The following is a 13,496-nucleotide window of genomic DNA, read 5'->3' as shown; positions in this document are numbered from 1 at the left end:
GAAAATGAAAAAACTGAATATATTTCTATTGCTACTGTTGAATTTGGCTTTTACAGCTTGCGAAGACGTAATTGATGTGGACGTGGCTGCAGGGAAACGGGCGCTGGTGGTTGAAGGTTGGCTTACTAATAAGCCAGAGAATCACTTCGTCAAACTCTATTATACAAAGGGAACTTCGCGGGAATCTGCTTATCCGGCACTTTCCAATGCAACCGTTACACTTCGTGATAATCTGAATAACTCGGAAGTACTAACGGAAGTTAGTCCTGGGAAATACCAGATATCCAACCTGAAGAGCGTAGAAGGCAGAACGTATACCTTATCTGTTGTATCCCCTGAAGGAAGCTATGAAGCGGTGGCAAGCTGCCAGCGCATGTGTATGGTTCCGGATTCAATCACCTTCAAGTATGAAAAGAAATCCACGATTTATGAACATGAAGGGTACTATCCCCGAATTTTTGGTCAGGAGCTGGAGGGAGTGGGCGACTTTGGTCAAATTAAGCTGTACCGCGATGGCAAGTACATGAATTCCGCAAATGATTTCAACTTGTTTAAGGATGAGTTTGTAGACGGAAATTACATTACCAATGTTGAATTGGCTGTTTACCGTCCTTTTCAAAAAGGAGAGGTGGTGAAGGCTGAAATTTGGTCGTTAACAGAGGATGCTTTCAGGTTCTTAACCGATATTCAGATCCAACTTCAAAACGGCCAGATATTCGCCAGTCCGCTGGAAAATGCCCGGACCAATATTCAAAAGAAGAGCGCGAACGCTACAGATGTGGTTGGTTATTTTGGAACCTCTCTGGTTAGTTCCGTCGAGAAGGAAGTCAAATAACCTTCGCTTACGAGAGATATCCGGTTATAGAGATATCTCTCGTCTTTTAACTTTCAAGCGCCACTTCCTCCACTTTCTCTACCGTCCAAACATCCTTTCCCTTGATATTACTTTTTTTGCAATCTGCCCGATAACTGGTACCCTCGGCTGTGAAATGAAAGGAAAATAGACTGTCATTTTTGTCCTTGGGAATAAAGTGCTCTTTTAAACTCTCGGCGAGTAGCTTCACCTGATCAGGAGATAATTTCTTTGCGGCCATAGCCATCAAAGTTAAGGTTAAAGCAGTTTAGTTCTGATTCTTTCAACAGTGCTTTTGATTTTTCTCTACTTTCGCCCTTTCATGCTGGAGATTATTTATCAGGACGAACATCTGGTCGCAATCAATAAGCCTCACGGACTTTTGGTACATCGATCGCCTATTGCCATGGACGCCGAGGAATTCGCGTTGCAGCTACTAAGGGATCAGATAGGAATGTGGGTGAACCCCGTTCATAGGATTGATCGCAAAACGGCCGGTGTCTTGCTTTTTGCGTTGAATAAAGAGGTGGAGAAATTGCTGCAGAAACAGTTCGCCGAGAATCAGGTTAAGAAGACGTACCTCGCAGTGGTAAGAGGTTACACTCCTGATTTTATGGAGATTGATTATCCACTAAGGAAGGAAAATGGGGTGTTGCAAGAAGCCTTTACCACTTTTAAAACCATCGCCCGAACTGAGATAGAAGTAGCTTTCGGGCCTCATCCTACGTCCAGATACTCCCTTGTAGAGGCAAACCCCACTACAGGGAGAATGCATCAGCTTCGAAAACACTTTAAGCATATTTTTCATCCCATCATTGGCGACAGGCCTCATGGTTGTAACAAGCAGAACAAACTTTTTAAAGAAACCTGGGATATGACCACGATGCTTTTGCACGCTTCTAATTTGACCTTGACCCATCCTGTAAAAGGGGACACATTAAGCCTGAATGCCTCTCTTCAACCGGAGTTTATGCGGGTTATAGATTTGATGGGGTGGACTGAGTACGTGTAGTTAATCGATCAACTTACAGGTTCTTCCATCAAAACCTGGATGCATGGTTCATTTTCCTGGTTGATAGCGTAGTCAAGAGGTGTCTTACCAAAACGGTCCCGAATACTTCTGTCGGCGCCGCGTTGCAATAATAATTTAAGTATTTGTGGGTGACCGAAGGTGGCGGCAAAGGTGAGGGCCACTGCTCCATTTTGATTTTGAATATTAACCGAAGCGCCGTGGTTTAGCAGGAGTTCTGCAATCTCATAGTACCCTTTAAAGCAAACACCCATAAGAGCGGTATTGCCTGATCCGTCTGGCAAGTCGGGGTTCGCTCCGGCTTTGAGGAGTACTTCGGCCGCCTCCTTGCAATTGTTGTAAGTGGCTATGGTGAGCGGAGTAAAACCTCTCATGTCACTTATATTTGCATCAACAGCCACAAGGGCGGTACCCAGTTCTTCAGCTTTATTCAGCCTGGCCAAGTTAAAAACGTCTGATGTATTCGCTTCCTGCATACCCATAAAATGCTTGGGGAACCGCAAAAGTTTTAAGGGAAATTTTTTTGCGTGCTATAACAGTGAGTTGTAGGCTACAAATACACCAATAAGAAGTAGCGCCGACAAAATAAGTTCGGCAGTAAGCTTGTTTTTATAAATAGAATTTTTCGTTCTCATTTCTTTCTTTAGCACTTGTTCAGAAACGTCTTTACAAGCGGATGGTTTTCGTTATCTACTTCAAATTGCAGATGCCTGGCGATAAAAAAACGAAGCCCTCCAACTTTACAGGTGGAGGGCTTCGTCATTAGTCCTGAGACCTAGGAAAGAAACTGCTGCGTAACGTGACCCAGTTTTATCAGGTTGTATTCTTTTTCTGAGATTGCTCCTTTTTCTTTCAATTCATATAAGGTGTTTAAATTGCTAGCAGGAGATTTATGAACCATCGCCTGTAGCTGAGAAGAAAACTCTTGCGGATTAGCAATGTAAGAATGGTGAAATCCGGTGCAGTCGTCTGCTCTTCTTTGTGTTCTTACGTGTCCTACGTTCAGAAACTTCTTCAATTTCGGATGAGGATGGGTATGTGTTTTGTAGATTTCTGTTACTGATACTTCCTGAAACTCTTTTGCCCACGGTAATACTCCCTTTTCCATTACCAGGTGCTCATCTGTAAGGTGCCATTTTTCGTTAGACTTTTTTAAGATCTGATAGAAACCAAGTACAAGGGCAACGGCACCAGCTACTTTAGCAGCTACTGCGTCATTTAAAACTAAAATTACTCCGGCGGCTACCAGTAATGAAGGTAGAAGGTAGACAATCCAGTGTTTTTTTGCAGTAATAACAGGTTGATAGGTCTTTTTTGAACTTTTTTTCATAAACGAACTTTTTGTTGGTTACGGGTATACGATGAAAAGTCTAAAAAAGATACCTTCAAAGAAAAAAAGAGGCGGTTACTGCGAGTTTGCCATCTCCTTGTCGTGTCCGTATATATCCTCTCTGAAATTTACCTCTCCATCCGAATCGACCCAAGCTGTGTAATAGCTGATTGAAACCGGGACGGGCTGCTCAAGATTCACCCACTTTTCAGTGCCTGAGTACATTGCCTTCTTTATTGCATCATCGGTCCATTCTCTTTGGTCTTTCAGCAGATATTTAGCAAGTTCGAAGGGCTGACTTACGCGAATACATCCATGACTAAAGGCTCTTTTGTTGCGTTCAAATAAGCTCTTGGCCGGAGTATCATGGAAGTAAATGTTGTACTGGTTTGGAAACATAAACTTGACCCGGCCGAGTGCGTTTTTAGCTCCCGGTTTTTGTCTTATCTCCGGAATACCATCCTTATTCCCAACTATTTCCATTTGATTCATTCGTAAATAGCGCGGGTTTCTTTTTATTGCCGGAAGGATTTCATTCCGTACAATACTTTCGGGTACATTCCAGTAGGGACTAAAGACGATGTGTTTCATCACATCGCTAAATACCACCGTTTTATTGGTAGTTTTACCCACCACAATGTCCATCGATAATGCTTCCCGGTTTCCTTCATAGACGTACAGCTTAAATTCAGGGATATTCGCAACAATATGACGTCCGGAAGCCTCCGTGTTTTCCCGCATTAGCCGGTCCATATTGACTTGGATTTGTCTGATTCGGTTTTCGATTGGAGTGTTCAGCTCTTTGAGAAACCCCGGTCCAATAACTCCGTCTGGTTCCAGTCCATGGCGCTCCTGGAAACTCCGCACCGCCTCTTCCAGCTTTGCCGTAAACACGTCGTTGTGATTCATCGCTCGGTAGTCACCCAGAACGGATAGTCTCTTTTTGATGTCCTTAATCACGGGCTCTTGATCATGCAGTTTTAGAGCGCTTTTATCCCCTAAACTGATGGGAGTCCAGTCTTCCTTGTCTTTGATCTTCTCATAGTCTTGCAGCGCTTTGCTCAACAGATCATATTGCCGCCCCGCTGACTGGGCAATAATGTCGCTATAGCTGAACAACAGCAATACATATAATAAAGGTATTAGCTTTTTCATTGCTTGTAAAAATTTGTGTGTGATCAAGCAATATCAATTTTCAAGCCATTTGGATTTTCCTCAAAATTTCAAATTGTTGAAACAGGCCTTTTAGTGTGCGGTTAAGTAGATAGTCTTACCTATTAATAAACATATGTTCAATCAAATACTAGATGTTGTAAAGCAGCAAATCGGAAGTAATCAAGAAATCAAGTCATCAATCCCACCAGGAAAAGAAGGGGAAGTAGAAACAGAAATAGCTCATGGCGTACAAGATGGGCTGAAAAACAATCTTAGTTCCGGTGGGATAGGCGGCCTGCTTTCTTCATTTACCGGAGGTTCCGGGTCTGGTAATATTTCCTCTGCCATTGCTCAAGCTGTGGCGAGCCGTCTGAATGGTAAGTTCGGACTTTCACCAGAAGCAGTAAGTAAAATTACTTCAGCTATTCCTGGTATTGTACAGCGGTTTCTGCCGGGATAACGGACAATGAATCTTATTTAATTTCAACAATAAACTTGAAGAACATGATAAATCAATCGAAACTCGTCAATAGCTATTCCTCTTTTTTACCCTTGCTGGCCGGATTGGCAATCGGCAGTTTGGCGGTACTGCTATTCACTCCTAATAAGGGACGTAATTTAAGAAGTACCATTTTTCGTTCAGGGAAAAGAGATGACGGCAAGTTGGAAAGGAAAAACACTGATCCTATTATGGATCATCCAGCTTATTTGGCTGCCAATAACACCGACAATCCCTCTTACCAGGCAATGGACGAGGTGAATATCCAGCCTTCCTGAAAAAAAGCAGCTGACTGACCAGGTCGGCTGCATCCTTCTTTTCCTCTTCCTCTTTCTTGTTCCTTTTTCCTGAAAAATGTATCGTCCGTTACGATCAGGGTACTAAATCAGCGGTTACGTCGTTCGAAGTAGCATGAGTGCGTTATGTCGAATGCCAGAATAGAGCCAGATCGTTACGATCTTTTCTGGAACCATTTGGCTCGGTGAGGAGTATAAGGGACCATACATTAACCAAGGGAAGTGAGAGTGAAAAACATATTAAAAGCTCAGATTTTTAAATCTGCGAATACCTACAACTTTGCATTATTACTATTGATAGTCATTCTTGGCGGCTTTAGTCTGCGTACAAACAATAAATTGATTGTAGCGGACCTTGTAAAGCAGCCAAACTTGCAGGGTGTCCCGGTGCTACTTAACAACCAGGCAGAAACTGTGCCATTTAAGGACCTGGCGCTTTATAAAATTGCCAGTGTAACCATAGGAACCAGTCATTCGGAAGCCTTTGACAACATGCTTCGGAATTATGCCCCGGTAAAAAGTTTCCATTTTCAGTCTCTTGCCAGCTTGAAATCCCTGGCACCCTACAACGCTTTGATAATTAGGGTACAAGCGGAATCTCTGTATTCGCTTGAAACGCTTTCATTCATTCAGGAAGCAGAAAAAACCAAAACCGTTATTGTAGCTGGTTTTGGACATGCAACGGCTCTACAAAAACTTGAAAATATTTCTTCGCCAATTTTGTGGCATCCTTTCAATTCTCCCGAGGCTGCAGAGCAGTCTGCTCAGATGATTTTTGGAGGAGAAGCTATTACAGGGCGGCTATCAGAAGCGGTAGGGACTAAGTTTACAGCCGGTAGCGGCTTCTCAACAACAAAGACCCGCCTTAGCTATGTTCGTCCTGAAACGCTTGGAATAAGTGCACAGAAACTGAGCCGCATTGATAATATCATGGAAGAAGCTATTAGCGAGCGCGCGACGCCGGGAGCAGTAGTGATGGTGGTGAAAGATGGGAACGTGATTTTTAATAAAGCGTACGGTACTCATACTTACGGCGACGGTATCCCTACAAAAACTTCAGATATTTTTGATTTGGCCTCGGTAACAAAAACCGCTGCCACTACTATTGCGGCCATGAAGCTGTATGATGAGCAGAAACTGGAGCTGAACCAACCTTTGGGGGCATATCTGCAAGAGGTAAGGGGCACGAACAAGCACAATATTCCGGTAAAAGACGTCCTCCTGCACCAGGCCGGTTTCGTTAACCTTGATTTTTTTGGCGGATTGAAGCCGCAGGATCATAGCCGGGACTCTTCCTACTTTTTCAATATCAAGGCAAGCGACAATTACTTTTTGCGTAATAATTACTATAAGGAGGTGATGTGGCCAAAGATGCTTCGTACACCTTTGCCAACACGGGGACAGTATGTGTATAGCGATATCAGCATGTATGTGATGAAGGAGCTGATCGAGCGTCAGTCCCACCGCCCTTTAGACGAGTATGTAGCGAGGGAGTTCTATCAGCGTTTGGGAATGGGTACTGCCGGATTCAATCCACGCAGGCGTTTTCCTAAAGAGCAGATAGTGCCAACCGAAAGAGATACCTATTTTAGAAAAGCCTTGCTGGAAGGCTACGTGCATGATTCAGGAGCAGCGATGGCAGGGGGAGTATCAGGACATGCAGGCTTATTTGCCAGCGCCAATGACCTCGCGATTTTAAATCAGATGTTATTGAACGGTGGATCTTATGGAGGGGTGGATTATCTGAAGCCTGAAACTATCAATCTTTTCACCAGTAAGCAGTCTAATGTCAGCAGAAGAGGACTCGGATTTGATCGTTCTTCCGGGAGTGGTTACCCATCCAGGCTGGCTTCTTCCGAAACTTATGGGCATACGGGATACACCGGTACGTGTGTGTGGGTTGATCCTAAACACAATTTTGTTTATATCTTCTTATCTAACCGCGTACATCCTTCAGCTAGCAACAAGTTGAACTCGCTTCGTATTAGACCACGAATTCAGGATGCAGTTTATACAGCAATTGCTGATATTGATAGCAGAATTGCCAGCGTAGACTAGATATCCGTTTTCCTACCGCTGGGAGGGAATAATTTTATCAGAAGGGATTCAGGAATGAGTCCCTTTTTTAATTTATGCCTTTTCCAATGAGTGGATTCTTAGAATCTGCCGCAGTGCTTTTCAGGAGAGTTATTAAAAGTCAAACCCAAGCGACTGCCGGCTGTTAAAAGGCTACAAACATCTATCTGAAAAACTATGCAAAAGTCTAATGAATCAAAAAATGTTCAACCTCCTCAGCACCAGGAGCAGCAGCCCGGAATTGAATCAGAAATGACGCCAAGGCCGGCTTATGAAGGCGAAAAGAACGACGTTTTTTCGAAGCTTGCAGGAAAAGTTGCAATAATCACAGGCGGGGATAGCGGAATTGGCCGTGCTGTAGCTGTAGCCTTTGCCCGCCATGGGGCCAACGTTGTGATTTCCTATCTTAACGAGCACGAGGATGCCAAGGAAACAAAGTGGAAAGTAGAGGAGGAAGGTCAGCAGTGCCACCTTATCCCCGGAGATATTGGAAGCGAAGCTCACTGTCAAAAAATAGTTGATGAAGCCATTGCTCAATTTGGTCGCCTCGATATTTTGGTGAATAATGCCGCGGTTCAATTTCCCCAGGACAGCCTCGAGGATATTACCGAAGAACAGCTGGAAAAAACCTTCCGAACCAATATCTTTTCCCAGTTCTTCATGGCAAAAGCGGCATTGAAGCACCTTCCAAAAGGCGGCACCATCATCAACACGACTTCGGTAACTGCTTATCGCGGAAGCGGGCATTTATTGGACTACGCTTCAACGAAAGGAGCAATTGTGGCCTTCACCAGATCACTGGCTCAAAGTGTAGCCGACAAGGGAATAAGGGTGAACGGCGTTGCTCCGGGCCCTATCTGGACTCCTTTAATTCCTGCAACTTTCCCTGAGGGACAGGTAGCTTCTTTCGGGAGTGATGTCCCCCTTAAACGCGCTGGCCAGCCCGAGGAAGTTGCGCCATGTTATGTTTTCCTTGCTTCGGAAGATTCAAGCTACATGACCGGTCAAGTGTTGCATCCGAACGGCGGTGAGATAATTAATGGCTAAAACGTTTCTCAAAATTGTCTAAAAACACATTTTGTTAATAAAAACGACAATAAAAGGAAACTTTTCTTTGTCTTTTTATTGTCGTTAATTTTGCTTACAGCTTAAAGCTGTTATTTTTGTGGCCCGATAGCTCAAGCAATTACTAGATGAAATTAAGTCAGAAAGAAGCACTTTTTGCAAGTGAAGTAGTCACGCGTTTTGAATTGTACAACAGTTTATTCTTAACGCTGCCCTTTTATAGGGTGAAACATACAGGTACCCTGTTGCCATTTTTTACTTCTCATTGTGAAGAAAGTGTCAAACAGAACTTATCTCCATCTGATATTATCGAGAGTTTTTTTGGACAGTACGAGCAATATGTTCAAACTGACGACCGCGTTGATCTTCTGTTTCGGTTTATTCAGTACATCGAAAGACAGGTAGTGTTATTTGACGCTATTGAAGATGCTGCGTTCAACAAAACGACGCGGCATGAAGAGAATGCGCTACCATTTCTGCTTCAGCAGGCAGCGGTTAATCCGGAGCTGAAAGCGGCGATCAGGAAGAAACTTGAGAATTTTTCGTTGCGATTGGTTCTTACAGCTCACCCTACGCAGTTTTATCCAGGGAGGGTCCTCTCCATTATCACCGATTTGACGGAAGCAATAAAAACAAATGATATCAACACGATCCATTTGTTGCTCCAGCAGTTGGGTAAAACGCCGTTCTTTAACAAAAACAAACCAACACCTGTCAATGAGGCTGCAAGCCTGGCCTGGTTCTTAGATAGCGTCTTTTATCATGTTGTTTCCAAGCTGCAAAGTGAGGTTGAGAACGAATTCGAAGGACCGGTTTTCACAGCTAATCAACTGATCGAGCTCGGATTCTGGCCCGGAGGTGACCGGGATGGAAATCCAAACGTTACTTCCCAGAGTACTAAAGAGGTGTCAGAGCTACTTCGCGAGATTCTATTTAGATGCTATTATCGCGATTTTCGGGTGTTGAAACGACGCATCACCTTCCGTGGTGTTGAGGATCACATGGCCCGCTTGCAGGAGTTGTTTTATCAGAACAGCTTCACTCGCGTAGAAAATCCTGAAAATCTGCAGGGAGAAATATTGGATAGACTGGAAGCTATAAAAGGAGTGCTGACGCGCTCGCATGACGGGCTGTTTGTAAACCTGGTTGACGACCTTATTCGGAAGGTAAAACTATTCGGATGTTACTTCGCATCATTGGATATCCGTCAGGACAGTCGCGTGTTGAGGAAAACTCACGAATGCTGCCGTCCGGAGTTAAAGAAATCGTTTCCGGAGGGTTATAGCGATTTTACAGAAGAAGAAAAAATAAGCAAAATAGCTTTTGATGAGGATGATATCAGTTGTGATGACTTTGATAGTTTAAGTAACGATACGCTGCAGACTATTCGGTTGATGAAACGCATGCAACACGCAGGCGGAGAAAAAGCATCACACCGTTTCATCATCAGCAATTGCCAACGTGCTTCTGATATTTTACAGCTGATCAACTTGTTTTTGTGGAGCGGCTGGAAAAAGGATGAATTGAAGGTGGATTTTGTTCCCCTGTTCGAAACTGTACAGGATCTTAGAGCTGCCTCTCAAGTGATGGAAAGCCTTTATACTCATCCGTTTTATAAGGAGCATTTGAAAAATCGCGGAAACAAGCAAGTAATTATGCTTGGATTCTCTGATAGTACTAAAGACGGAGGCTACCTCATGGCCAACTGGTCCATATATAAAGCCAAGGTAGAACTTACTTCCTTAGCCCGTAAGTATGGCGTGCAACTCGCCTTCTTCGACGGCCGTGGCGGCCCTCCTGCTCGTGGGGGTGGCAAAACTCATCGTTTTTATGCCACGATGGGACGGGAAATTGCAAATGACCATATTCAGCTAACAATCCAGGGTCAGACAATCAGTAGTCAATACGGGTCTTATGACAATGCCCACTACAACATCGAGCAAATGCTGAACGCCGGTATCATTTCGTCCTTGGATAAAGACGATAAGAACACCTTGAGTGCTGCTCAAAAGTCGCTCATTGAAGGTATGGCAACAACGAGTCATGCAGCGTTCGTCGCCCTTCGCGAGCATCCACTATTTTTAAAATATCTGGAGAAATTTAGTCCTCTAAAACTACTTTCTCACATGAATATTAGTAGCCGTCCGGTGAAAAGAAGCTCTGGCGGTGAGCTGAAACTGGAAGATTTGAGGGCCATTAGTTTTGTGACTTCCTGGAGCCAGCTGAAGCAAAACATCCCTGGTTTTTACGGAGTGGGGAGCGCCTTGAAAAAAGCGAAGGAGGATGGTGTATGGAATGAAGTGCAGGCGTTGTATCAAACATCGGGTCAGTTTAAAACCATGATGGATAATTGTATGATGTCCATGTCAAAGGCAGATTTTCGGATCACTACTTACCTTTCTGAAGATCCGCAGTTCGGTGATTTCTGGAAGGGAATGAAGAACGAGTTTGACTTGACCAGGAGTCTTCTTCTCGAACTCACCGGGACCTCAGTGTTGATGGAAGAGTATCCGGTTGAGCGCCGCTCTATTGCGTTGCGCGAAAAGATTGTATTACCACTCGTAGTTATTCAGCATTTTGCCTTACAGCAATTGCAAAAAGACACGCTCAGCGAAGAGCAAAGAAATATTTTTGGAAAACTTGTGATCCGCACTGTTTACGGTATTGTTAATGCGGGCAGGAATTTAGCATAAAAGAACATGAGGCTGCCAGGCATAATAGCAGTTGTCCTAGCAGTGGGAATTCTTGCGGGCTTCACCTTCGGGAAGAAGCCTGCAAGAGTTTTAGTGTTTTTTAAGACAAAAGGGTTCTATCACAAAAATATTCCCGCAGGGATTACTGCCATTCAGCGGCTCGGGCAGGAAAACGGGTTTTTAGTAGACACAACAACCAATTCAGCCCTATTTACTACTGCAAATCTGCGTAATTATCACGCGGTTATCTTTTTGAATCCTACAGGAGATACCATTCTGACCGAATCTGAAAAGTCGGCTTTTAAAAAGTACATTCAACAGGGTGGGGGATTTGTCGGAATCCATGCCGCTACTGATTGCCTTTTTCATTGGGAATGGTACGGGAAGTTAGTTGGAGGATTCTTCAAAAATCATCCCAAGGTACAAACTGCTGATCTTACTGTTGTTGATAGGACGCATCCCGCTACCAGGCATTTACCTGCTATCTGGACCCATACAGATGAGTGGTATAACTTTAGATCGCTCAATCCCGACGTAAATGTGTTGCTTAATCTAGAAGAAAGTTCATACAAAGGTGGTGAGAACGGTCCTAAGCATCCCATTGCCTGGTATCATTCATTTGACGGAGGTCGTGCTTTTTATACCGGTCTTGGTCACACTGTCGAGGATTTTAGTGACGAGAAGTTTTTAAAGCATCTCCTGGGCGGCATTCAATATGCTGCGAAAATTGGCCGAAAAGATTAAAACTGATACTTTACTCGGCTGTTAAAAGTTTCATTGGATTCAAAACCGAGAACAAAACAATATCTCAGATGGACAACCAAATAGTAACCGGAATCTTGTCATACGGAATGTCAGGCCGTGTTTTTCATGCTCCGTTTATTGATACGCATGCAGGTTTTAAATTGCATGCTGTTACTGAAAGATCTCAGAAGCGAGCAGTAGAACGTTATCCTGACATAATCAGCTACAACTCCGTTGAGGAACTGCTAGCCGATGAAGCAATTGAGCTCGTTATTGTAAATACTCCGAACCACACCCATTTTGAATATGCTAAAAAAGCTTTAGAGGCGAAAAAGCATGTTTTGGTTGAAAAGCCCTTTGCAGCGAGTTCTGCAGAAGCAGAGGAATTATTTCAGCTGGGAAGGAAAAATGGTTGTAAAGTTCTTGTTTATCAAAATAGGAGATGGGATTCTGATTTTCAGTCTGTTAAATCGGTCATTGAAAGTGGTGAGCTTGGAAGATTGATTGAAGTGAACTTTAGGTTCGACCGCTTCAAGAAAGACATTAGTCATAAGTATTTTAAAGAAGAGCGGCTTCCCGCTAGCGGCCTGCTGTATGATTTGGGTCCGCACGTGCTTGATCAAGCTATCAGTATCTTCGGTAGACCACTCTCTTATACTAAAACCCTGGGTACGTTTCGTCCCGGCTCTCAGGTCGACGATTACTTTCACCTGCATTTGAAATACCCAGAAGGCCTGAACGTTTTTATTACTTCTGGTTTGTTGATCACTCACCCCGTACCGTCCTACGTGGTACATGGTACTCGGGGGAGCTATCTTAAGAAAAGGACCGATGTACAGGAAGAGCAACTCGAGAAAGCTATGTCCCCCCTCGATCCTGACTACGGTATTGAGCCGGATGGATCGGAAGGATTACTTGCCACTCTGAACGACGCCGGGCAAAAAAGTCTGGAGTACAAGACCGCTTTGAAAGGAAACTACTCGCGCTTGTTTGACGCTGTACACCAGTGTATTCGCGATGATCAAGCTTTCCCCGTGTCAGAGGAGGATATTCTATGTCAACTTCAAATCCTTGAGAATAAGTAGGTTAAAAAAGTAAAACCGCCTTTAATGTGAGTTGTTCTATAGCAAAGCCATGGCTATGGAAAACAGGCGGTTGTATTTCTTTTATCTGCTTTTGTGGCTTATATTACCATCATGTTTGGATGCACGACGTTCGGACACACTTCCTTTTGCCAGTTCAGCACCTGCCTTTTATACTTCTCACTTTATTTATTCTGAAGAAGCACAGTCGCTTCTTGCAGAGAGTGGTCATCGTCCTATTGATTCAACTTTAGCCGCCTCGCTCCGGAGGGCCGGTAGCAGTAACAGGATGCAGATTCAGGCATCTCTGCTTGCGATAGACAAATCTCAAAACTCAAGAGTAAAAGCTCTGGCTCAGGAGCTGCTTAAACAAGGAATGGAGGCCAAACAAGATCTGGAAGAACTTTGTAATACGAAAAAAATAGGCTTTATAGAGAACCTGCCAGTAACTGATCAACAAACTTTGGTGGACCTGTTTCGGATGAATGGTACTACATTTGATAAGGCTTACCTAAGCAAAGTGGTCAAAGGGCAAAAGAGGTTAATTGAACTTTACGAAGAGATATTACAAAAATCCGTTGACCGACAAGTTCAGGATTTTGCGAGAAATGCAATATCAAGGCTCTCTACAAACAGGGATTCGGCAAAGATTATAGCCAAGTCCTTCTAAGAT

Annotated in this window: 14 protein-coding genes; 10 read left to right on the top strand and 4 right to left on the bottom strand. The window is 43.8% G+C overall.

Features of this window, described 5'->3' with window-relative positions; all coding sequences use genetic code 11:
* Positions 1 to 4 precede the first annotated feature (4 nt).
* Positions 5 to 835 carry a DUF4249 family protein gene (locus J4N23_RS02460; RefSeq protein ID WP_207425419.1) on the top strand — a complete coding sequence of 277 codons (831 nt, stop codon included), beginning with the start codon at positions 5 to 7 and terminating at the stop codon, positions 833 to 835.
* A 46-nt stretch (positions 836 to 881) separates the two neighbouring features.
* Here the strand turns inward: J4N23_RS02460 and J4N23_RS02455 are convergent, their stop codons facing one another.
* Positions 882 to 1,094 (bottom strand): hypothetical protein, encoded by a 213-nt coding sequence (locus J4N23_RS02455; RefSeq protein ID WP_207425418.1) that lies wholly within the window; start codon positions 1,092 to 1,094, stop codon positions 882 to 884.
* An 81-nt stretch (positions 1,095 to 1,175) separates the two neighbouring features.
* Here J4N23_RS02455 and J4N23_RS02450 point away from each other — a divergent pair, with 81 nt between their 5' ends.
* Complete coding sequence (locus tag J4N23_RS02450) at positions 1,176 to 1,865, top strand: pseudouridine synthase (protein ID WP_207425417.1); 690 nt, start codon at positions 1,176 to 1,178, stop codon at positions 1,863 to 1,865.
* A gap of 8 nt (positions 1,866 to 1,873) precedes the next feature.
* On the opposite strand, the gene J4N23_RS02445 is transcribed toward J4N23_RS02450, so the two are convergent.
* From J4N23_RS02445 to J4N23_RS02435, 3 genes are all read right to left on the bottom strand, one after another.
* Positions 1,874 to 2,359, bottom strand: coding sequence for an ankyrin repeat domain-containing protein (locus tag J4N23_RS02445; protein WP_207425416.1), 486 nt, complete (start codon positions 2,357 to 2,359; stop codon positions 1,874 to 1,876).
* 299 nt (positions 2,360 to 2,658) lie between these two features.
* Positions 2,659 to 3,213 (bottom strand): hypothetical protein, encoded by a 555-nt coding sequence (locus J4N23_RS02440; protein WP_207425415.1) that lies wholly within the window; start codon positions 3,211 to 3,213, stop codon positions 2,659 to 2,661.
* Between the two features lie 75 nt (positions 3,214 to 3,288).
* Complete coding sequence (locus tag J4N23_RS02435; protein ID WP_207425414.1) at positions 3,289 to 4,368, bottom strand: murein L,D-transpeptidase; 1,080 nt, start codon at positions 4,366 to 4,368, stop codon at positions 3,289 to 3,291.
* Between the two features lie 133 nt (positions 4,369 to 4,501).
* On the opposite strand from J4N23_RS02435, the gene J4N23_RS02430 reads away from it, so the two are divergent.
* The 8 genes from J4N23_RS02430 (at position 4,502) to J4N23_RS02395 (ending at position 13,493) form a co-directional block, all read left to right on the top strand.
* Complete coding sequence (locus J4N23_RS02430; protein ID WP_207425413.1) at positions 4,502 to 4,828, top strand: hypothetical protein; 327 nt, start codon at positions 4,502 to 4,504, stop codon at positions 4,826 to 4,828.
* 44 nt (positions 4,829 to 4,872) lie between these two features.
* Positions 4,873 to 5,145 carry a YtxH domain-containing protein gene (locus J4N23_RS02425; protein WP_207425412.1) on the top strand — a complete coding sequence of 91 codons (273 nt, stop codon included), beginning with the start codon at positions 4,873 to 4,875 and terminating at the stop codon, positions 5,143 to 5,145.
* A 246-nt stretch (positions 5,146 to 5,391) separates the two neighbouring features.
* The gene (locus J4N23_RS21175) at positions 5,392 to 7,221 is read left to right on the top strand and encodes a serine hydrolase (RefSeq protein WP_207425411.1); all 1,830 of its coding nucleotides are present in this window, start codon (positions 5,392 to 5,394) and stop codon (positions 7,219 to 7,221) included.
* Between the two features lie 195 nt (positions 7,222 to 7,416).
* Positions 7,417 to 8,286: an SDR family oxidoreductase gene (locus J4N23_RS02415; RefSeq protein ID WP_207425410.1), complete on the top strand. Its 870-nt coding sequence runs from the start codon at positions 7,417 to 7,419 to the stop codon at positions 8,284 to 8,286.
* 146 nt (positions 8,287 to 8,432) lie between these two features.
* A complete protein-coding gene (locus J4N23_RS02410) occupies positions 8,433 to 10,997 on the top strand; it encodes a phosphoenolpyruvate carboxylase (protein ID WP_207425409.1) in 2,565 nt (854 codons plus the stop codon).
* 6 nt (positions 10,998 to 11,003) lie between these two features.
* Positions 11,004 to 11,741, top strand: coding sequence for a ThuA domain-containing protein (locus J4N23_RS02405; protein WP_207425408.1), 738 nt, complete (start codon positions 11,004 to 11,006; stop codon positions 11,739 to 11,741).
* Positions 11,742 to 11,809: 68 nt separating this feature from the next.
* Positions 11,810 to 12,826, top strand: a complete 1,017-nt coding sequence (locus J4N23_RS02400; protein ID WP_207425407.1) for a Gfo/Idh/MocA family oxidoreductase — start codon at positions 11,810 to 11,812, stop codon at positions 12,824 to 12,826.
* 115 nt (positions 12,827 to 12,941) lie between these two features.
* The gene (locus J4N23_RS02395) at positions 12,942 to 13,493 is read left to right on the top strand and encodes a DUF4142 domain-containing protein (RefSeq protein WP_207425406.1); all 552 of its coding nucleotides are present in this window, start codon (positions 12,942 to 12,944) and stop codon (positions 13,491 to 13,493) included.
* Positions 13,494 to 13,496: the final 3 nt, after the last annotated feature.

This window comes from Pedobacter sp. SYSU D00535, from assembly GCF_017355855.1.
In the GTDB taxonomy this organism is placed as follows: Bacteria; Bacteroidota; Bacteroidia; order Sphingobacteriales; family Sphingobacteriaceae; genus Desertivirga.
Note: the sequence above shows the minus strand (reverse complement) of the source record. Positions and strands in the feature narration are given on the sequence as shown.

Excerpts from the sequence above, each read along its gene's own strand:
- J4N23_RS02400 (WP_207425407.1), top strand. The coding sequence starts at position 11,810 with ATGGACAACCAAATAGTAACCGGAATCTTGTCATACGGAATGTCAGGC.
- J4N23_RS02425 (WP_207425412.1), top strand. The coding sequence starts at position 4,873 with ATGATAAATCAATCGAAACTCGTCAATAGCTATTCCTCTTTTTTACCC.
- J4N23_RS02410 (WP_207425409.1), top strand. The coding sequence starts at position 8,433 with ATGAAATTAAGTCAGAAAGAAGCACTTTTTGCAAGTGAAGTAGTCACG.
- J4N23_RS02455 (WP_207425418.1), bottom strand. The coding sequence starts at position 1,094 with ATGGCCGCAAAGAAATTATCTCCTGATCAGGTGAAGCTACTCGCCGAG.
- J4N23_RS02415 (WP_207425410.1), top strand. The coding sequence starts at position 7,417 with ATGCAAAAGTCTAATGAATCAAAAAATGTTCAACCTCCTCAGCACCAG.
- J4N23_RS02445 (WP_207425416.1), bottom strand. The coding sequence starts at position 2,359 with ATGCAGGAAGCGAATACATCAGACGTTTTTAACTTGGCCAGGCTGAAT.
- J4N23_RS02440 (WP_207425415.1), bottom strand. The coding sequence starts at position 3,213 with ATGAAAAAAAGTTCAAAAAAGACCTATCAACCTGTTATTACTGCAAAA.
- J4N23_RS02460 (WP_207425419.1), top strand. The coding sequence starts at position 5 with ATGAAAAAACTGAATATATTTCTATTGCTACTGTTGAATTTGGCTTTT.
- J4N23_RS02435 (WP_207425414.1), bottom strand. The coding sequence starts at position 4,368 with ATGAAAAAGCTAATACCTTTATTATATGTATTGCTGTTGTTCAGCTAT.
- J4N23_RS02450 (WP_207425417.1), top strand. The coding sequence starts at position 1,176 with ATGCTGGAGATTATTTATCAGGACGAACATCTGGTCGCAATCAATAAG.
- J4N23_RS02405 (WP_207425408.1), top strand. The coding sequence starts at position 11,004 with ATGAGGCTGCCAGGCATAATAGCAGTTGTCCTAGCAGTGGGAATTCTT.
- J4N23_RS02430 (WP_207425413.1), top strand. The coding sequence starts at position 4,502 with ATGTTCAATCAAATACTAGATGTTGTAAAGCAGCAAATCGGAAGTAAT.